This window comes from Microbacterium sp. LjRoot205, assembly GCF_056175745.1.
The window spans coordinates 37,146-56,824 of the sequence record NZ_JBGFFH010000009.1; the positions used below are offsets into that span (position 1 = coordinate 37,146).

Here is a 19,679-nt window from a genome sequence, read left to right on the forward strand (position 1 = left end):
TATCGCCTCCCCGAGGCGTTTCCACCTTCCCGCGGATGCCGCGCACACCGACGCGCCCGCAGATCAGCACACAGGAGTACCACCATGCGTTCCACCACCACCCGTCGCAACATCACCGCAGGACTCGTCGGCGGCACGATCCTCGCTCTCGCCCTCCCCACGATGGCCAGCGCCCACGTCAGTGTCAGCCCGGATGAGCTGACTGCAGGAGACCACGGCGTGCTCACCTTCTCGTTCGCCCACGGCTGCGAGAACTCGCCGACCACCTCGCTGAAGGTGACGATGCCCGAGGGCCTCGCATCGGTCGCGCCCACCATGGACAGCGACTGGACGATCGACATCGAGAAAGGCGATGACGGCCTCGTCAGCGCCGTGACCTACACCGCCATCGCGCCGGTACCCAATGAACTGCGCGGCGCAGTGAGCATGGCTGTCGGGCTCGACGAGGACACGCCGGACTCGCTCGCATTCCCGGTCGTCCAGACATGCGTCGAGGGCAGCACCGAATGGACGCAGCTCGCAGAGGACGGCGAAGACCCGCACAGCCTCGACGCCCCGGCTCCGGTCGTCGAGGTCGTCGCCGCGTCCGCTGACGGACACGGGGAGCACGCCTCCGCGGACGGGGCCGAAGACGCGGACACCGCGAACTCGGATGCCGACGACGATGCGGTCTCCGCGAACGCGCTCGGCACGGCACTGGGCGCGGGCGGCCTCGTCGCCGGCATCGCCGCACTCGTCGTCTCCGTACTGGCGTACCGCCGCAAGGCGTGACGCCCCGGCGCGTCTCCTCGGCTCGATGGGGCCGAGGAGACGTGCCGCACCCCGTGTTCTCGTCGGAGCCGTGAGATCATTGATGCGACATGTCGATTGAACAACAACCGAGCCTGCCTCCCGTGCTCCGCCCCGCGAACCCGCCCCGGCGTGAGCTGTCCGAACTCGCCTCTCGATTCGCGCGAGACGTCCGTGGCGAGGTGAACGGTGTCACCCTGTCAGGGATCACCCTCGCCACCGCCGACCTCCGCCCCGGCGAGGCCTTCGTCGCGATCCGGGGTGTGAACCGCCACGGGGCCGAGTTCGCGGCCACCGCCGCCGAGAAGGGTGCCGTCGCGATCATCACCGACGAGGACGGCGCCGACATCGCCGAACCGGCCGGACTCCCCGTGCTCATCGTGGACGACCCCCGCGCCGTGCTCGGTGCGCTGAGCGCCTGGGTCTACGGCACGGGCGCAGGCGAACCGCTCCCGCTGCTGTTCGCCACCACGGGCACCAACGGCAAGACGAGCGTCTCGCATCTGCTCGAGGGCATCCTCGGCCAGCTCGGCGTCGTCACCGGACTCTCGTCGACCGCCGAGCGCCACATCGCCGGTGAGGTCATCGTCTCGAGACTGACGACCCCGGAAGCCTCCGAGATGCACGCGCTGCTCGCGCTGATGCGCGAGCGCGACGTCGAGGCGGTCGCCGTCGAAGTCAGCGCTCAGGCGCTCTCTCGTCACCGCGTGGACGGCATCCGCTTCGACGTCGCCGGCTTCACCAATCTCAGCCATGACCACCTCGACGACTACGCCGACATGGAGGAGTACTTCGAGGCCAAGCTGGCGCTGTTCCGACCGGATCGGGCGACGCGCGCAGTGGTATGCCTCGACTCACCGTCGGGCGCCACCGTCGCGCAGCGCTCGGAGATCCCCGTGGTCACCGTCGGCACCCCCTCGATCGCCGCGGATCCCGAGGGCGCGGCCCGCGCGGACTGGGTCGTGGTGATCGACGACGAGCGCGCATCCGGAACCACGTTCACGCTGACCGGCCCGGCAGGAAGACTGACGACGACCGTTCCCGTGATCGGCCCGCACATGGCGGCGAACGCCGCCCTCGCGATCGTGATGCTGCTCGAAGGCGGCTACGAATGGGACCGCATTGCCTCGGCGCTCGACCGTGACGGCGGCATCCTGGCGCATCTCCCGGGTCGCACCCAACTCGTCTCCGGCGACACCGGCCCTGTCGTCTTCGTCGACTTCGGGCACTCTCCCGACGCGTTCGAGAAGACCCTCGCTGCGGTCCGCCGCGTCACACCGGGCAAGGTGCTGATGCTCTTCGGCGCCGACGGCGACCGCGATGCCAGCAAACGCTTCGATATGGCGCGCACTGCCGTGGAGGGCAGTGACATCCTCGTCGTGACGGACCACCACCCCCGCTTCGAAGACCCCGATTCGATCAGGGCCACTCTCGTCGCCGGCGCCCGCGCGGCGCGGCCCGACGCCCAGATCCACGAGTACTCGCCTCCCGAGGCGGCCATCGTGGCAGCGGTCGGCCTGGTCGGAGAGGGCGACTCGATCCTGTGGGCGGGTCCGGGGCATCAGGACTATCGCGACATCCGGGGCGTGCGCACGCCTTATTCGGCCCGCGAGCTGGCGCGACGTGCGCTGCGTGCGGCCGGGTGGCCGGTGCCCGATTCGCACTGGCCGGTCCCCTACCCCGACGAGGACTGACCCGAGCGCCGGTGCCGTCGCGATTCGCGGCGGCGCGGCAGCGGGGCGGCCCTCGTCGTCTCTCGCCTCGAGCGGGCGACCGCCTGAGCGCGGATCAGGCTCGCGCGATCAGCTCGTCAGCCTTGCGGCGCGCCCACTCCTCGGCCTCGGCGAGCGATTCGACCGTCAGCGTCTGCGGCGGCTCGTGGGCATCGACCACGCGCGAGATCGTGTCGACGATTCCGAGAAACGGCAGGCGTCCCTCATGGAAGGCATCGACCGCCTGCTCGTTGGCGGCGTTGTAGACCGCGGGGAATGTCGCGCCCGCACGGCCCACGGCCTTGGCGAGGTCGACAGCCGGGAACGCGACGTCGTCGAGCGGCTCGAAGGTCCACGAGGTCGCCTGGGTCCAGTCGAGGGGCCGTCCGACCCCGCCGACGCGACTCGGCCAGTCGAGCCCCAGCGAGATCGGCAGACGCATGTCGGGCGGGGACGCCTGGGCGATCGTCGAGCCGTCGATGAACTCGACCATCGAGTGCACGATCGACTGCGGGTGCACGACGACCTCGATGTCGTCGTAGGCGACGTCGAACAGCAGGTGCGCCTCGATCACCTCGAGACCCTTGTTCACCAGCGTCGCGGAGTTCGTCGTGACCATCCGGCCCATGTCCCATGTCGGGTGCGCGAGTGCCTCCTGGGGGGTGACCTCGAGCATCTGCTCGCGTGAGCGCCCGCGGAACGGCCCACCGGATGCCGTCACCACCAGGCGCCTCACCTCGGCGTGGGTGCCGCTGCGCAGCGCCTGCGCCATGGCCGAGTGCTCCGAGTCGACAGGGACGATCTGGTCAGGGGCGGCCGCAGCGAGAACCAGCTCACCCCCGACGATGAGGGATTCCTTGTTCGCGAGAGCGAGCGTTCTGCCGGCTTTCAGCGCTGCAAGAGTGGAACCGAGTCCGATCGATCCGGTGATCGCGTTGAGCACCACGTCGGCCTCGACATCGCGGACCAGCTGCTCGGCCTCGGCCGCACCCAGTGCGGTGCTGTCGACGTGGAAGCTCGCAGCCTGATCCGCGAGCATCTCGGCGTTCGTCCCGGCGGCGAGGCCGACGAGTTCGAAACGTCGAGGATTGGCGCGGATGACGTCGAGCGCCTGCGTGCCGATGGAGCCGGTGGAGCCGAGGACGATGATGCGACGCATGCCGCCAGCCTATGGCAAGCCCCCGGCCCCTCTGCGTTACGGCGCCTGCTCGACCGGAGTCGTCGCGAGGATGTCGACGACGAAGACGAGGGTCTCTCCGGTCAGATCGGTGTCGTTCGTCTCGCCCTCACCGTAGCCGTCCTTCGGAGGCATGGCGACGACCACCTGCGACCCGACCTTCTGGCCTTCGAGGGCCATCTTGAACCCGGGGACCACTCCGCTGGTCGGGAACTGCGATGGCGCTGCGTCCCGGCTCCAGCTCGAGTCGAACTCGGAGCCGTCCGACCACTTCACGCCGCGGTACTGCACCGTGACGAGGTCGCCCGCTCCGACGACAGCACCGTCACCCTGCTTGAGGACGGCCACCTCCGTCTCGGTGGGGGCGTCGGCGTCGGGGATCGTGATGGTGGGAGAACCGGCGTCGTCGAGCTCGACGACGGGCATGCCCTCGGTCGCATCGACGTCGGAGCCGGAAGCCGTCGTGGGAAGCTGCTCGATCGTCTCGACGTAGAGGACGCTCGGGTTCATGCCCTCCTGCGCTGCAGGAAGGGTCAGGACGACGCTCGAACCGATCGGGAGGCACTCCGCCGCGACGGTGAAGACGGTGGACTGCGTCGGATCGACGATCTGCTGCGGCTGCTGGACGGCGAGGAGAGCGGACAGGACTCCGTCGGGCCCGCGCTCCGAGGTGCTGAGCACTTCGTTGGTCGTGGCGTCGATCAGCTGGTAGCGCAGCGAGACGAGGTCTCCGGGCATGACGTCGTCACCATCGCCCTCGACCACGACCGAACGCTCGGCCTCGGCGAGATCCGTGCCCTCGGGTACGGAGACCTTGGCACCTGCGCCGGATCCCTCGACGGACACGGCATCGGAGCCTGCCCCCGACGCGATGTCAGCGAGGCAGGAGCTCTCGGAGCCGGCATCCGGGGTGGCGGTCGACTCCGGAGTCGCGCCACCGGAGCACCCGGCCAGCAGAAGGGTCGCCGCGGCGACGGTGGACAGGACGATAAGCGGACGCTTGCGCACAGTTGAACCTCAGGATCGCGGGCGGGACACCCCATCATCCCTCACGCCCCTTTGCTGATGCTGGGAGGCGCGCGCTGGCGCTTCATTCCCGCCGCGGCATGATTGCCGGGGTAATCTGCTCTGATGACGTCAGAGCAGTCCGTGGAGCCCGAAACTTCGCCCGCAGAGACTGAGAAGCCTCGTCACGCAGGCTTCGCCTATGCGCTCGGTCGCAGCCTCATCACCCCACTCGCGCGCACGATCTACCGCCCACGCATCGAGGGCAGGGAGAACGTCCCGAAGGACGGCGCGGTGATCTTCGCGAGCAATCACCTCTCCTTCATCGACTCGATCGCGATTCCGGTGGCCTCTCCGCGTCCCGTGCATTTTTTGGCGAAGTCCACCTATTTCGAGGGGACGGGGTTCAAGGGCTGGCTCAGCAAGACGTTCTTCGAGTCCATCGGCGCCATCTCCGTGCGCCGTGGTGCGGGCAAGGCAGCCCTCGACGCCCTCGACGTGCAACGCCAGCTGCTCGACGAGGGCCTCGCCGTCGCTCTCTATCCCGAGGGCACCCGTTCGACCGACGGACGCCTGTACAAGGGGCGCACGGGTGTGGCCTTCCTTGCGCTGCAGACCGGAGCACCTGTCGTCCCGGTCGGATTGATCGGCACGGACAAGGTCATGCCCGTCGGCGCCAAGATGCCCACTCTGAAGGAACGCATCACGGTGCGCTTCGGCGAACCGCTCGACCTCTCGCCCCACGGCCCCGCCACGAGCGGTCGCGCCCGCAGACTCGCGACGGACGAGATCATGGCCGCGATCCATGCCCTGTCCGGCCAGGAGCTTGCCGACGCCTACAACGAGGCTCCCGCGCAGAGCACGATCGAGAAGATCAAGCAGGCGCTCCCCCACGAACGCCGCTGACGCGGACCGACCGCTCAGTCCGTCTCTGCGCGCACCGACGCCTCGTGCCGCACCGGGAAGTTCATCGAGTTCGCGATGAAGCACCATTCGTTGGCCTGCGCATGAGCACGCTCGGCCGCGTCGATCATCGACACATCCGCGACGACCACCTCCGGACGCAGCATCACCTCGACGAACGCGCCGCCGCCTTTCCCGTCCTCCCGCATCATCCCCGAAGCCGAGTCCCGATAGGAGACGACGACGACGCCTGCAGTGACGCAGGCGTGCAGGTAGGAGAGCAGATGGCACTCGGAGAGCGAGGCGAGCAGCAGATCCTCGGGATTCCACCGCGACGAATCACCACGGAACGGCTTGTCGGCTGAGGCGAGGATGTCGGGCTTGCCCGCGACCTCCAGCGTGACATCGCGACGATATTCGCGATAGCCGCTGGTGCCGGTGCCGGAGTTGCCGGTCCAGGTGGAGCTGAGTGAATAGCGATGCTCGCCGAGCGGCACTGGTCTATCTGCCATGTCGACAGTCTGCCACCAGGAAGCCCTCGACGATCCCCGCGCCTGGCACTGCGTGCACCCAACCGACGATATCCTTGGGAGGTGCTGGAGACTCTCACCGTTCAAGATGCCGTGGAACTCGCCGTCGTCGAACGGAGCGGATTCATCGAGTCCCGCCACGCGGGAGCAGCGGTGGTGCTCTCACCTGATGGCGACATCGTCGCGCGCTATGGGAACGCGGACGCTCTGATCCTGCCTCGCTCGAGCCTCAAGCCGTTGCAGGCCGTGGCGTGCATCACCGCAGGAGCCGCTCTGGAGGGCGCGCAGCTCGCCATGTCCACCGCGAGCCACAGCGGCACCGACCGTCATGCTGCGGTCGTCCGCGACGTCCTCACCGAGGGCGGCCTCACCGAGGACCACCTGGGTTGCCCGCCGGCGTGGCCAGGCGATACGTCCGCCCGTGACGAGCTCGTGCGCGAGCACGGTGCGCAGACCCGCATCCGCATGAACTGCTCCGGCAAGCATGCGGCGATGCTTCGCGCCTGCGTCGCGACCGGCTGGCCCACCGACAGCTACCTCGACCCGACTCACCCGCTGCAGCTGCACATCCGCGAGGTCATCGAGCGTCTGACCGGCGAGAAGGTCGCCCACACGGCGATCGACGGATGCGGCGCCCCGGTCTACGCGATCACGCTGACGGGTCTCGCCCGTTCGATCCACCGGATCGGCACCGCCTCCGATCGCTCTCCGTTCGCCCTGCATCGGGTCGCAGGTTCTCTGGTGCGCGCGGTGCGCGAGCACCCGTGGACCATCGACGGACCCGGTCGCCCTGACACCATCGCGATCGAGAAGCTCGGGGTATTCGCGAAGGGCGGCGCAGAGGGCGTCATGGTCATGGTCGCTCCGAACGGAACGACCGTGGCGCTGAAGATGATCGACGGCGGCGCACGCGCATCGACCATCGTGGCCGCGACTCTGCTCGCACGCGCAGGCGGGCTCACCGACTCCGAGGTCGCGACTCTCGCCGCCGCTCTGCCTCTTGAGGTGCTCGGTGGCGGCGCGGAGGTCGGAGCCGTCCGCCCCGGCAGGGGCATCTGACCACACGACGTACCGCTGCTCATCGCCCGGACGCCAGTGCCGGGACCACGACACGACGAGGCCCGGCGTCACCGATCAGCGACCAGGCACGTCCGGCATGCGGTCGCGCGTAGGGCGGGAGTTCTCGCACGCCCGCGAGCTGCCGCAGCTCGGCGGCGTTCTCTGCCCGAATGAGAGTCTCACCCTCTCGGCGCACCCGTTGCCACAGCGGCCAGTTCCGTTGCCACGCGTCCGCGTCGCCGATCACTATGGTCGGACGTGTCGACGTCGTGAGGTCGCGAGGTTCACCCGAGAGCGCCACGACATCGCATCCTGGGTGCGCGGCGGCCAGCGATTCGGCGACCGTCGGCACCCCCGCGCTGACGAGCGCCGTGAGAGCGCATCGCGGCGACCAACCGCTGTCCTGCCGATACCGAGAGGCACCGTGGGCAGGGCCTGACGATCGCAGTCGCTCCTCGGGTACCCAGACCAGCTGGATCTCTCGATCTCCCATCCGCATCCGCCCCGGCGGTCGGTCTCGATCGAAACCGTCGGACTCGCCGCCTGCGGCGAGATGATCGACACGGCTCGGCATCCTCAGGAGCCCCCGGCGTGGCAGCGCATCGAGAAGCCGACCGATGGGCCCCGCCGCTCTCGTCGCCGTGAGCACGAAGGTGGTACGGGAACCGTGCCGCAGGATCTGATCCCAGAGCTGCGCGACATGCTGACCGTATTCCACAGGCAGCTCGCTGATCCTGACGTCGATGTCGTCGCAGAGAACGAGACCTGCGCCGCGCGATCCGTCTGCAGCCAGAGCGACGACGGCGTCCCAGGCGTGCTCCGGGTCGGACGGTATCCAGAGCGGGTCTGCGTGCTGCTTGGCCAGCGCACGCAGAGCCGAGGTACGCCCCGACCCCGGCCCGCCCAGGAGCACGATGCCACGATCGGACCCGATTGAGAGGAACACGAGCGGCTGGTGCTGACGCTCCGGCTCGTCGGCTCGCCCCAGAACGGCATCGCCCTTCCGCGTCTCCACCTGAAGCGTGGCCAGTGGGAGCATGCGCGGAAGCACGGGCAGCCACGGGCTGTGCGGGCTTTCGGCGTCGGCCCATCTCATGGCGATGGCTCTCAGGTCGGCCGCGCCCGTCAGCGCCACTCTCATCGCCGTCGGTTCCGCATCCTGGGGACGACGGACCAACGCCAGTCCCCTGGACTCCACCCCGCCGGGAAGCTCAGCCGCACCGTCGGTGCCGATCACGGCGCGGCTGTCTGCGGCGTCTGCAACGCGCAGGCTCACTCGAAGCGGGCAGTTGGCTGCCAGCGCATCGCGGATCACGCCGGAAGCACGCTGGGTTCCGAGGATCAGATGCATACCGAGGGCTCTGCCCCGAGCAGCGATATCGGTGAACACGGCACCGAGGTCGGCATGATCCTGAAGCAGCGCCGCGAACTCGTCGACCACGATCACCAGCCTCGCCATTCCGATCTCCCGCACATCACGTGCGCCGGCCTCTGCGAGGACGGACTCACGGCGGCGCAGCTCTGCGGTCAGGCTCGAGACTCCTCTGCGCGCACCCTCCTCATCGAGATCCGTGATGACCGCGGCCGCCTGCGGTAGCGTCCGAAGCGGCTCGAAAGCCGTGCCCCCTTTGAAATCCGCCAGGACGAAAGTCACTCGATCCGGCCCATGGCTGCTCGCCATGGCTGTCACCCACGACACCAGCAGCTCGCTCTTGCCGCTGCCCGTCGTGCCGGTCACGATGGCGTGCGGCCCGTCGTCGACGATGTCGAGCAGGACGTCGGCGTGTTCGCCTCGGCCCACCACCGCAGCGAGACCGACCTGCGACTCGGGCTGGCGGAGGTCGCTCAGAGCCACCCTGCTCGGGAGCGAGTCCAGCTCATCGCCCTCGACCGAGCTCTCTTCTGCGGTCGCGATCGCCTGATCGCGGGACACGCATTCGGTGGAGACCTCGACGATCCCCTGCGGTGTGCGCACGCTCGCGCGGTGCGGCTCGACGATGTCGATGACCGTGGTGATTCCCTCGGGGACATCCTCGCCGCGTCCGAGCAGCCAGATCACGGCGTCAGCCGCCGGCCGGGGGTCTCCGCTTCGCGCCACCGCGACGCGGAGCGACCCGCGCCGCGTGAAGCGCGCCTGCGGAAACCGAGCGACCCCCAGCTCCTCGAGATGTGGGCCGACGATCGACATCTGCGCAGCTCCGAATCTCACACACAGCTGCACCACGAGGGCTCTCGCTACGGAGGCGACGACGGGGTGCGCACCGCGCAGACCGAGGCCACTGTTGAGCGGAACCGTCATCGGCACGTTCTCGACCCTGGCGCATCGCGTTCTGAAGTCTCGTTCGCGTTCCCCGTCGCCTCCCGACGCCCGCACACCGCTGGTGCCGACACCGCTGCCGACGACGATCTCGGTGTCGGCGTCCGGTGGCTCGAGGCCGCGCAGCGGAGGTTGCGCCAGACCTGCGGCCGCATCGGGATGACGGTGCCATCGCATCTGACGCTCGTCATCATGGAGCCGTGACAGCTGCGCTTCCGCGAGCGACCACGCCGCCGCGCTCTCGGCCTCCGCGACGCGGAACGCTTTTCGCCGGGAGCGCGACCCGTCGATCAGCGACGCGAGGATCATCAGAGGTCCGAGCGCTGCGAAGCACAGCGAGAACAGGGAACCGGTGACGAGCCAGAGCACCACCCCGGCGGCGACGGGCACGAGCGCCGCGATGAACGGCGTCGGCGGTCTGCGTGCGGGCACGGGGGCGGCGGGGATCGCTATGGGCAGAGAATCCATGCCCCCTAGTGGACCGCGCGGGAGGGGCCCAGTGAGCGCCCTCCACAGGGATCGGACGTTATTCGGAGGATTCGCCCTGTGTGGAGGAGGACTCGTCCGCTGCGGAGGGGGCATCGTCAGGCGCCGAAGAGGGCTCGTCCTCGATCTGCACGATGACGAGCGTCACGTTGTCGCGGCCACCGTTCTCCAACGCCGCCGCGAGCATCGCATCGACGGCAGCGGCAGGATCGGCGTTCTCACGGAGGAAATGCTGGATGCCGTAGTCGGTGAGCTCTTTCGTCAGCCCGTCCGAGCAGATCACGAACCGGTCGCCCGGGCGGACATCGAGCGTGACGTAGTCGGGTGCAGTGAGTTCACTCGCTCCCACCGCTCGTGTGATCACATTGCTGTAGGGGTGACCCTCGGCCTCTTCGGGGCTGATCTTGCCAGCGGCGATGAGCTCCTGGACGACCGAGTGGTCGGTGGTGATCTGCACCAGACGTTCGTCCCGGAGAAGGTACACACGCGAGTCGCCGATGTTGAGCGAGGTCCAGTGCGGCTCGTCCCCCTCGAACTCGAGGAAGACCCCGGTGAGGGTGGTGCCGGTGCCTTCATCGGTGGTCTCGGGGTGGTCGGCGATGTCGGCAACGGCCAGCTGGAGCGCTCCCTCGATGGCTCCACGATCGACCGCGCCGGCGGCGACGACCGCATCGAGTCGTCTGACCGTGCTCCGGCTCGCGATCTCTCCACCGGCATGACCGCCCATGCCGTCGGCGACGATGAACAGCGGGTAGTCCGCGAAGAACGCATCCTGATTCGTCTCACGGCGGCGCCCCACATCAGTGACACCCGCCCAGGAGAGCAACAGCGAACGCTGCGCAACCCTGACGCTGTGCGTCTTCGTCGTCGTCTCAGCCACTCGTCGCCTCCGGATCGCCTGCGGGTCGGGGTCCCCCAGGACACTCACACATCGTAGTGGACGCTGCCACGGTGGCACTCGCGCCCGTGAAGGCCGCTCGCAGTCGAGCGGCGCCGTCCCGGGGCTGCGACATGACCATGCCTCCACGTTATCGTCTTCAACCGGTGCTCTGAGCCACAGAGCGTCGTCTCCGTACAGCACAGAGCCCCCGACCGAAGTCGAGGGCTCTGTGTCGCGTCAGATCAGGCCGGGGGCTGCGTGGGGTCCGTGGGTGGAACCTGCGGAGCTGCCGGGGGCGCTGCGGGCGGAGCGGGCGGAGCCGTCGGGGGTGTCGACGGCGCAGCGGGCGGAACGCCGGGTGCGGCCGGGGACGACGGTGCCGCGGGCGGTGCGTAGCCGGGCTGGGCAGGCTGAGCCGGCGGGGCGTAGCCGGGCTGAGCGGGCGGAGTGTAGCCCTGCGGCGCGGGAGGCGCATAGCCCTGCTGAGGAGCGCCGTAGCCCTGCGGAGCGCCGTAGCCGGGGCCCGCGACCGGGCGCGGCTGCACGGGCACGCCGTCCCAGACAGTGGAGTCAGCGAGGAAGCTGTTCCCTGCCCACGGAGCGGGAACGATGTTCGGGTTCCAGCGGGACTTGTCGAAGGCGTTGATGCCGTACCAGACGATCGAGAGCAGAACGAACAGGACGACCCAGACAGCGTCCTTCTGCAGCTTGAGTCCGACACGCCATGCAGCGAGAGCGAGGACGACCGCGAGCGCGATACCCGTCAGGAAGTTGAGGTACGGGATGAACGAGAGCCCGATGCCGATCAGGACGACCCACGGTGAGATGTCTCCGAGCTTCGCGAAGATCATCGTGTTGTACACGGGAACCCACGCGCGCCACTTGCCCTGCACGCCCGCCTTTTCGAAGATCTTCATCAGGAAGATCGACGAGATCACATAGAACGCCAGTGCGAAGAGCAGACTGATCAAGAAGACGACGAAGAGGCCGGCGATAGCCGCCCCGTTGTCGTAATAGTCGTTGTACATGATCCCCTCCGGATCCGATGGAGCTGACGCTGTGCGCGCCGCGACACCAACCATATCGGTGTGCTGATATTTGGGGCAACGACACACGCGCGGAGAACTCCCTGCGCGACATGCTCGGTCATTCCGCGACGACGAGCTCCACGACACCGGGTTCGTCGGTGCGGCGGAGAACGAGTCCCCGGCCACCGGTCCACGTCTCCAGCGTCCGAAGCGACCGGATGCGGGGGCGGTCCTCGGCGAGAGCCCGCACGAGGAGCCCCTTGGACTTCTTGTTGAAGTGGTTGAGAGCGCGACCGTGCTCCGTCACGACTCGCACGTAGCAGGAGGCGACGGCGTGCGGCACCGGGCCGAGCGCGACGTAGGCCTCGCTGCGCAGATCGAGGACGAAGTCGGGGTCCTCCCCCGCTATCGCCTCCATGGTGGCGTCTGGCCAGTGTCGGCGCAGCGCGGGCAGACCTGGAAGCGATATCCCTGCAGCGAGACGGTACGGCGGTATGGGATCGAGAGCGCCTACCGGGCCGAGCGGGGCCGAGTGGATCCACACGTGTGCGCCGAGCCAGCGACGGGATGCGGGAACGAGACTGCCCGCGTCGAGCGCGTCATACAGGACACCGGTGTACCGATCCACAGCCGGCATGGTCGCCGCGGAGCGCAGCATCCGATTGTGCGCGACATCACCTGCCTGCTTCGGACTGAGTTTCAGCACTTTCCGCGCGTGCTCTTCGTCTCCTGCAAGATCGACGAGAGCGTCGATCACCTCGTGACGCTTCGCGCCGAGGCCCGGAAGCGCGAGCGCGCCCAGGTCGAGAGGGGCACCGTCGCCTCCGGATCGCTTCGTCTCTGACGGGGGCAGCAGAATCTTCATGACACCTCGGTGATACAGACGCGTCCGCCCCGACCCCCGGAGGGGTCGAGGCGGACGCGATGAACTGAACTGCTCAGGCGATGAGAGCCGCGTTGCCTGCCACGATCGTCAGGACGTCGCCCTCCATCGAGAGGAAGCCGTCCTGCGCGTTGGCGAGCACCTTGGTGCCATCCGTCTGAGTGATGCGGACCTGGCCTTCGGCGAGGATGGCCAGAACCGGCTCGTGGCCGGTCATGAAGCCGATCTCACCCTCGACGGTCTTGGCGACCACGAGGCTCGCCTCTCCCGTCCAGACCTCCGCATCCGCGGAGACGAGGCTGACATGCAATGCCATGGTCAGCCGTTCTCCTTCTGGATCTTCGCCCACTGCTCTTCGACGTCGGAGATGCCACCGACGTTGAAGAAGGCCTGCTCGGCGACGTGGTCGAAGTCACCGCGGGTGATCGCATCGAAGGACTCGATGGTCTCCTTCAGCGGGACGGTCGAACCCTCGACACCCGTGAACTTCTTGGCCATGTAGGTGTTCTGCGAGAGGAACTGCTGGATGCGGCGTGCACGCGACACGACGATCTTGTCCTCTTCGGAGAGCTCGTCGACACCGAGGATGGCGATGATCTCCTGCAGTTCCTTGTTCTTCTGGAGGATCTGCTTGACCGTGGTGGCGACGCGGTAGTGGTCCTCGCCCAAGTAGCGGGGGTCCATGATGCGCGACGTCGAGGTCAGCGGGTCGATGGCCGGGTACAGACCCTTCGACGCGATCTCACGCGAGAGCTCCGTGGTGGCGTCGAGGTGGGCGAACGTGGTCGCCGGGGCCGGGTCCGTGTAGTCATCGGCCGGCACGTAGATCGCCTGCAGCGAGGTGATCGAGTGGCCACGGGTCGACGTGATGCGCTCCTGGAGCACACCCATCTCGTCGGCGAGGTTCGGCTGGTAACCCACGGCGGAGGGCATGCGGCCCAGCAGCGTGGAGACCTCGGAACCGGCCTGCGTGAAGCGGAAGATGTTGTCGATGAAGAGCAGCACGTCCTGCTTCTGCACGTCACGGAAGTACTCCGCCATCGTCAGAGCCGAGAGGGCGACGCGCAGACGCGTTCCCGGCGGCTCGTCCATCTGGCCGAAGACGAGGGCCGTCTTGTCGAAGACACCCGCCTCTTCCATCTCGTGGATCAGGTCGTTGCCCTCACGGGTACGCTCGCCGACACCGGCGAACACCGACACACCACCGTGGTCCTGCGCGACGCGCTGGATCATCTCCTGGATGAGGACGGTCTTGCCGACACCGGCTCCACCGAACAGACCGATCTTTCCACCCAGCACGTAGGGCGTCAGAAGGTCGATCGACTTGATGCCGGTCTCGAACATGGTGGTCTTCGACTCGAGCTGGTCGAAGTTCGGAGCCTTGCGGTGGATGGGCCAGCGCTCGGTGACCTCGATGGTCTCACCGGGCTCGAGGTTCAGGACCTCGCCGATCACGTTGAAGACCTTGCCCTTGGTGACGTCGCCGACGGGGACCGAGATGGCCTCGCCGGTGTCGCGCACTTCCTGGCCGCGCACGATGCCGTCGGTCGGCTTCAGAGCGATGGCGCGAACGAGGTCGTCACCGAGGTGCTGAGCGACCTCGAGGGTGATCTCGACCGAAGAGTCGCCGATCACGATCGTGGTCTTGAGTGCGTTGTAGATGTCGGGGATCGAGTCGTGCGGGAACTCGATGTCGACAACCGGACCGTTGACGCGTGCGACGCGCCCGACGACCGCGGTCGCCGGCTGGTCAGCCGTAGCGGTGGGGGTCATTTTCGTCTCTCTCCTGATGGTCTATTTGCTCGACGAGAGTGCGTCGGCGCCGCCGACGATCTCCGCGATCTGCTGCGTGATCTCCGCCTGACGCGCGTTGTTGCGCAGACGGGTGTAGTCGGTGATGAGCTTGTCGGCATTGTCGCTGGCCGACTTCATCGCCTTCTGCGTCGCGGCCTGCTTGGCAGCAGACGACTGCAGGAGAGCGTTGAAGACACGGCTCTGGATGTACACCGGCAGGATCGCGTCGAGGACTGTCTCGGCATCCGGCTCGAACTCGTACAGCGGATAGACGGCGTTGCCGGCCTCCGAGTCGTCGGCTTCCGTGATCTCCAACGGAAGCAGACGCACGGACTCGGGCGACTGCGTCATCATGCTGACGAAACGGTTGTACACGAGGTGGATCTCGTCGACGCCGCCGTCGTCTGCCCCGCGGCCGAAGTCCTCGAGCAGCTTCGCCGAGATCTCCTCTGCGGTGTGGAACGACGGGGTGTCGGTGTCGCCGGTCCACTCCGCAGCCGCCGCGATGCGACGGAACTGGAAGTAGCCGACGGCCTTGCGTCCGACGAGGTAGAACACCGGCTCCTTGCCCTGCTCGCGCAGGAGCTCCGCCACCTCGAGACCCTCACGGAGGATCTGCGAGTTGAAGGCTCCGGCGAGACCGCGGTCCGACGAGAAGATCACGACCGCAGAGCGGCGGATCGTCTCGGGCTCGCGCGTGAGCGGGTGGTCGACGTTCGAGTGGGTCGCGACGGCGGACACGGCCCTCGTCACGGCTCGCGCGAAGGGACTGGACGCTTTGACACGTCCCATCGCCTTCTGGATGCGCGAAGCCGCGATGAGTTCCATCGCCTTCGTGATCTTCTTGGTCGTCTGAGCAGAGCTGATCTTCTGCTTGTAGACCCTGAGTTGAGCGCCCATGAGTTCAGTTCCTCACGCGGTTACGCGCGACGACCCTTGACGATCTTCTCCTGGTTGACGTCGTCAGCCTCTGCTGCAGCGTGCTCCTCGTGGCCGGGAGCGCCGATGGCGTGTCCCTTGCCACCCTGGAACTCCAGGATGAAAGCGTCAGTGTGCTTCTCGAGCTCGGCGACGGTGTCGTCGTCGAGGACGTTGGTGTCGCGCAGCGTCTCGAGAACCTGGGTGTTGCGACGCAGGTAGTCGAGCAGCTCGCGCTCGAAGCGCAGGACGTCGGAGACCTCGATGGTGTCGAGCTTTCCCTTGGTTCCGGCCCAGATCGAGACGACCTGCTCCTCGACCGGGTACGGCGAGTACTGAGGCTGCTTGAGCAGCTCGGTGAGACGCGCGCCGCGGGAGAGCTGACGACGCGAAGCCGCGTCGAGGTCGGACGCGAACATCGCGAACGCCTCGAGCGAGCGGTACTGCGCGAGCTCCAGCTTCAAGGTTCCGGAGACCTTCTTGATCGACTTCACCTGAGCGTCACCGCCGACTCGCGAGACCGAGATACCCACGTCGACCGCGGGACGCTGGTTGGCGTTGAAGAGGTCGGACTGCAGGAAGATCTGGCCGTCGGTGATCGAGATCACGTTGGTCGGGATGTATGCCGAGACGTCGTTCGCCTTGGTCTCGATGATCGGCAGACCGGTCATCGAGCCCGCGCCGAGCTCGTCGGACAGCTTCGCGCAACGCTCGAGCAGACGCGAGTGCAGGTAGAAGACGTCACCCGGGTATGCCTCGCGGCCCGGCGGACGGCGCAGGAGGAGCGATACGGCACGGTAGGCCTCAGCCTGCTTCGACAGGTCGTCGAAGATGATGAGGACGTGCTTGCCGCCGTACATCCAGTGCTGACCGATGGCCGAACCGGTGTACGGAGCGAGGTACTTGAAACCGGCGGGGTCGGATGCAGGAGCGGCCACGATGGTGGTGTACTCCAGAGCGCCGGCCTCTTCGAGCGCGCCCTTCACCGAAGCGATGGTCGAGCCCTTCTGGCCGATCGCGACGTAGATGCAGCGAACCTGCTTGTTGACGTCGCCCGACTCCCAGTTGTCCTTCTGGTTGATGATCGTGTCGATCGCGATGGCCGTCTTACCGGTCTGGCGGTCGCCGATGATCAGCTGACGCTGACCGCGGCCGACGGGGATCATCGCGTCGATGGCCTTGATGCCGGTCTGCATCGGCTCGTGGACCGACTTGCGCTGCATGACGCCGGGAGCCTGAAGCTCGAGCTCACGCACGCCGTCGGTGGCGATGGAGCCGAGGCCGTCGATCGGGTTGCCCAGCGGGTCGACCACGCGGCCCAGGTAGCCGTCGCCGACGGGGACGGAGAGGACCTCACCCGTGCGGGTGACCTCCTGGCCGGCCTCGACGCCGGTGAACTCACCGAGCACGACGACACCGATCTGGTGCTCGTCGAGGTTGAGCGCGAGTCCCTTGGTGCCGTCTGCGAAGGTGACGAGCTCGTTCGCCATCACGCCGGGAAGTCCCTCGACGTGCGCGATGCCGTCTGCCGCGTCGATGACGGTGCCGACCTCGGTCGCCGCGGCCCCAGTGGGCTCGTATGCTGCGGCGAAGTCCTTCAGCGCGTCACGGATGACGTCGGGGCTGATCGATAGTTCTGCCATTGTCTTCCCTTTGTATCTGGGTGCGCGGTTCCCCGCGCGAAGTCGTGTTAGCCGGCGAGCTTCTGGCGAAGGTCGGCGAGACGGGCGGAGATGCTGCCGTCGATGACGTCATCGGCGATCTGCACGCGCAGGCCTCCGACGACGGCGGGGTCAGAGACCTCGTTGAGCGAGATCTTGCCGTCGTAGCGACGCGAGAGTGCGTCCCTGAGACGAGTGCGCTGCGCATCCGTGAGCGGCTTGGCGCTGTGCACAGTGGCCACCACGCGGTCGCCCTGATCTGCGACGACCCGCGTTGCGCGACCGAGCATCTGACGCACGCGGCGATCACGAGGCTGGCGGACCAGCGACGAGACGATCACCGCAGTCGCGTCGCTGACGCCACCTGCGAGCAGCTTGTCGACGAGTGCACCCTTGGCGTCTTCTCCCCCGAGGCGGCTCCCGAGCGCGAGCTCGAGTTCCGCGTTCGCGGCGATCACGCGGGTGAAGCCGAACAGCTCTCCCGCGATGTCGGCCTGGGGCTCGGCGAGGGCAGCAGCTCGGATGGCGAGCTCCTCGATGCCGTCGACCAGCTGCGACGCCGAAGACCAGCGCTCGGCGACGACGGTCTTCAAGACACTCTGGGCGTCCTGAGAGAACCCGCCGAACACCGCTGCGACGACGTTCTGTCGCGCCTCGACCGGAGCCGAGGCGTCGGCGAGCGCGCCGCTCAAATGAGACGACTCCGTCACGGCACGCGCGGCTGCGAACAGCTCCCGTGCCGTGTCGAGAGTGACGTCCGTCGCTGCGGCAAGCGTCTGAGTGGATGCCGCGAGTGCCTGAGTGGTCGCGCTGCCCATTACTGAGCCGCCTTCTCGGATGCTTCGAGGTCTGCGAGGAAGCGGTCGACCACTGCGGTCGCACGTGCGTCGTCGGAGAGCGTCTCGCCGACCACGCCACCGGCGAGGTCGATGGCGAGCGAGCCCACCTCGCTGCGCAGCGAGACGAGAGCGGTCTGACGCTCGGCCTCGATCTGCGTGTGCGCGGTCGCGGTGATGCGAGCAGCCTCGCTCGACGCGGCGTCCTTGGCTTCGGCGACGATCTTCTTGCCGTCCTCGCGGGCGGCCTCACGGATCTCACCGGCCTCGGTGCGTGCCTCAGCGAGCTGGCGGGTGTACTCCTCGAGCGCGGCCTCAGCCTGCTTCTGCGCTTCGTCAGCCTTGGCGATGTTGCCCTCGATGGCGGCGGACCGCTTGTCGAGCATCGCCGTGAACTTCGGAAGGGCGACCTTCCACACGACGACGAGGATGATGAGGAACCACAGACCCGACCAGATGATGTCGTACCACGCAGGGATCAGCGGGTTAGGCGTTTCTCCCTCAGCCGCGAGGTTCGTGACAAGAGCGTTCAGCATCCTGTCTCCTTCTGAAGTCGGTAGAGATTACGGGAAGGGGATGAATCCGACGGCGATGCCGACGAATGCAAGCGCCTCGGTGAAGGCGATACCGATCCACATGAGGACCTGAAGGCGACCGGCCAGCTCGGGCTGACGGGCGACGCCCTCGATGGTCTTGCCGACGACGATGCCCACGCCGATGGCCGGACCGATCGCTGCGAGGCCGTAGCCGACCGATGCGAGGTGACCGTTGATGTCTGCGAGAACCGTAGTAGCGTCCACGGGTTTTTCCTTTCGTTGGGTGGGACGGCAGTTGCCGACCCGCTCAGTGCTCTTCTGCGACCGCGAGCTGGATGTAGACCGCGGTGAGGACGGTGAAGACGTATGCCTGGAGGACGGCGACAAGAATCTCGAAGAGAGTGAAGGCGCCGCCGAAGGCGAGGGTTCCGACACCGAGAGCGGCCCAGCCGCCACCTGCGGTGAAGAAGAAGAACTGGGTTGCCGCGAAGCACAGCACCAGGAGCATGTGGCCGACGACCATGTTCATCAGGAGTCGGAGCATCAGCGTGACGGGCCGGATGATGAAGGTCGAGAGGAACTCGATCGGCGTCACGATGACGTAGACCGGCCACGGAACACCGGCCGGGAACAGCGCGTTCTTGAAGAAGCCGAGTGGGCTCTTCTTGATACCCGCGTAGATGAAGGTGACGTAGCTCACGATTGCGAGCGTCAGCGGCACGGCGGCGATGCTCGTGCCGGCGATGTTCAGGAACGGGATGATGCCCGTGATGTTCATGAACAGCACCATGAAGAAGATCGTGGTGAGGATCGGCAGGAATCGGTTGCCGTCCTTGCGACCGAGCAGATCGTGCGCGATGTTGGTGCGGACGAAGTCCAGACCCATCTCGACGACGCTCTGGAAGCGGCCGGGGACGATCTTCATGCGACGGGTTCCGAGAACCAGGAGCAGGACCACCACCACGACGGCGAGGAACTGCACGAGGTGGATCCGGTGGACGGGAATGACCCCGAACGCGTTGAAGAGGATCTCCGGGAAGAACTCGTCGATCGAAGGTCCGTGGAACTCGCCGTCAGAGGCGAGTTTGGGCATCAGGGTCGCAGCAAGATTGAACAGCGCGGGCTCCAGCTTCGGGGCACCGGTCAGAACCGGGGCGACGATGGT

Annotated in this window: 19 protein-coding genes; 4 read left to right on the forward strand and 15 right to left on the reverse strand. The window is 67.4% G+C overall.

The annotated features are described in order from the left end of the window. Positions 1-84 precede the first annotated feature (84 nt). A complete protein-coding gene (locus AC04ME_RS15785) occupies positions 85-771 on the forward strand; it encodes a YcnI family copper-binding membrane protein (RefSeq protein ID WP_475435936.1) in 687 nt (228 codons plus the stop codon). Positions 772-860: 89 nt separating this feature from the next. Beyond that, positions 861-2,483, forward strand: a complete 1,623-nt coding sequence (locus tag AC04ME_RS15790) for a Mur ligase family protein (protein ID WP_475435939.1) — start codon at positions 861-863, stop codon at positions 2,481-2,483. 94 nt (positions 2,484-2,577) lie between these two features. Here the strand turns inward: AC04ME_RS15790 and dxr are convergent, their stop codons facing one another. Together dxr and AC04ME_RS15800 are read right to left on the reverse strand one after the other, a co-directional pair. After that, complete coding sequence (gene dxr, locus AC04ME_RS15795) at positions 2,578-3,660, reverse strand: 1-deoxy-D-xylulose-5-phosphate reductoisomerase (protein WP_475435941.1); 1,083 nt, start codon at positions 3,658-3,660, stop codon at positions 2,578-2,580. Between the two features lie 36 nt (positions 3,661-3,696). After that, complete coding sequence (locus tag AC04ME_RS15800) at positions 3,697-4,686, reverse strand: FKBP-type peptidyl-prolyl cis-trans isomerase (RefSeq protein ID WP_367820854.1); 990 nt, start codon at positions 4,684-4,686, stop codon at positions 3,697-3,699. A gap of 123 nt (positions 4,687-4,809) precedes the next feature. Here AC04ME_RS15800 and AC04ME_RS15805 point away from each other — a divergent pair, with 123 nt between their 5' ends. Then, on the forward strand, positions 4,810-5,589 hold the full coding sequence (locus AC04ME_RS15805) for a lysophospholipid acyltransferase family protein (RefSeq protein WP_042541839.1): 780 nt from the start codon (positions 4,810-4,812) through the stop codon (positions 5,587-5,589). Positions 5,590-5,603: 14 nt separating this feature from the next. Here AC04ME_RS15805 and AC04ME_RS15810 read toward each other — a convergent pair whose 3' ends face one another. After that, positions 5,604-6,098, reverse strand: coding sequence for an OsmC family protein (locus AC04ME_RS15810; RefSeq protein WP_309687745.1), 495 nt, complete (start codon positions 6,096-6,098; stop codon positions 5,604-5,606). A gap of 81 nt (positions 6,099-6,179) precedes the next feature. On the opposite strand from AC04ME_RS15810, the gene AC04ME_RS15815 reads away from it, so the two are divergent. After that, positions 6,180-7,175, forward strand: a complete 996-nt coding sequence (locus tag AC04ME_RS15815) for an asparaginase (protein WP_475435943.1) — start codon at positions 6,180-6,182, stop codon at positions 7,173-7,175. Between the two features lie 19 nt (positions 7,176-7,194). On the opposite strand, the gene AC04ME_RS15820 is transcribed toward AC04ME_RS15815, so the two are convergent. The 12 genes from AC04ME_RS15820 to atpB form a co-directional block, all read right to left on the reverse strand. Continuing rightward, the gene (locus AC04ME_RS15820; protein ID WP_475435945.1) at positions 7,195-9,960 is read right to left on the reverse strand and encodes an FtsK/SpoIIIE domain-containing protein; all 2,766 of its coding nucleotides are present in this window, start codon (positions 9,958-9,960) and stop codon (positions 7,195-7,197) included. Between the two features lie 58 nt (positions 9,961-10,018). Further along, positions 10,019-10,858, reverse strand: a complete 840-nt coding sequence (locus AC04ME_RS15825; RefSeq protein ID WP_042541843.1) for a PP2C family protein-serine/threonine phosphatase — start codon at positions 10,856-10,858, stop codon at positions 10,019-10,021. Positions 10,859-11,100: 242 nt separating this feature from the next. Further along, entirely contained in the window at positions 11,101-11,886 is a 786-nt protein-coding gene (locus tag AC04ME_RS15830) for a DUF5684 domain-containing protein (protein ID WP_052493006.1), read from the reverse strand. 118 nt (positions 11,887-12,004) lie between these two features. Then, the gene (locus tag AC04ME_RS15835) at positions 12,005-12,751 is read right to left on the reverse strand and encodes a YaaA family protein (protein ID WP_475435948.1); all 747 of its coding nucleotides are present in this window, start codon (positions 12,749-12,751) and stop codon (positions 12,005-12,007) included. A gap of 73 nt (positions 12,752-12,824) precedes the next feature. Continuing rightward, on the reverse strand, positions 12,825-13,085 hold the full coding sequence (locus tag AC04ME_RS15840) for a F0F1 ATP synthase subunit epsilon (protein WP_042541845.1): 261 nt from the start codon (positions 13,083-13,085) through the stop codon (positions 12,825-12,827). A gap of 2 nt (positions 13,086-13,087) precedes the next feature. Further along, complete coding sequence (atpD, locus tag AC04ME_RS15845) at positions 13,088-14,542, reverse strand: F0F1 ATP synthase subunit beta (RefSeq protein ID WP_042541846.1); 1,455 nt, start codon at positions 14,540-14,542, stop codon at positions 13,088-13,090. Positions 14,543-14,563: 21 nt separating this feature from the next. Further along, a complete protein-coding gene (locus tag AC04ME_RS15850; protein ID WP_042541847.1) occupies positions 14,564-15,463 on the reverse strand; it encodes a F0F1 ATP synthase subunit gamma in 900 nt (299 codons plus the stop codon). 20 nt (positions 15,464-15,483) lie between these two features. Next, on the reverse strand, positions 15,484-17,124 hold the full coding sequence (atpA, locus tag AC04ME_RS15855) for a F0F1 ATP synthase subunit alpha (protein ID WP_042541848.1): 1,641 nt from the start codon (positions 17,122-17,124) through the stop codon (positions 15,484-15,486). Positions 17,125-17,171: 47 nt separating this feature from the next. Further along, positions 17,172-17,960, reverse strand: coding sequence for a F0F1 ATP synthase subunit delta (locus tag AC04ME_RS15860; RefSeq protein ID WP_042541849.1), 789 nt, complete (start codon positions 17,958-17,960; stop codon positions 17,172-17,174). Continuing rightward, complete coding sequence (locus AC04ME_RS15865; protein ID WP_042541850.1) at positions 17,960-18,514, reverse strand: F0F1 ATP synthase subunit B; 555 nt, start codon at positions 18,512-18,514, stop codon at positions 17,960-17,962. Before AC04ME_RS15865 ends, AC04ME_RS15860 begins: the two co-directional genes overlap by 1 nt. 27 nt (positions 18,515-18,541) lie before the next feature. Continuing rightward, positions 18,542-18,778: an ATP synthase F0 subunit C gene (gene atpE / locus AC04ME_RS15870; protein ID WP_042541851.1), complete on the reverse strand. Its 237-nt coding sequence runs from the start codon at positions 18,776-18,778 to the stop codon at positions 18,542-18,544. 43 nt (positions 18,779-18,821) lie between these two features. Continuing rightward, positions 18,822-19,607, reverse strand: a complete 786-nt coding sequence (gene atpB, locus AC04ME_RS15875; RefSeq protein WP_056376571.1) for a F0F1 ATP synthase subunit A — start codon at positions 19,605-19,607, stop codon at positions 18,822-18,824. Positions 19,608-19,679 lie beyond the last annotated feature (72 nt).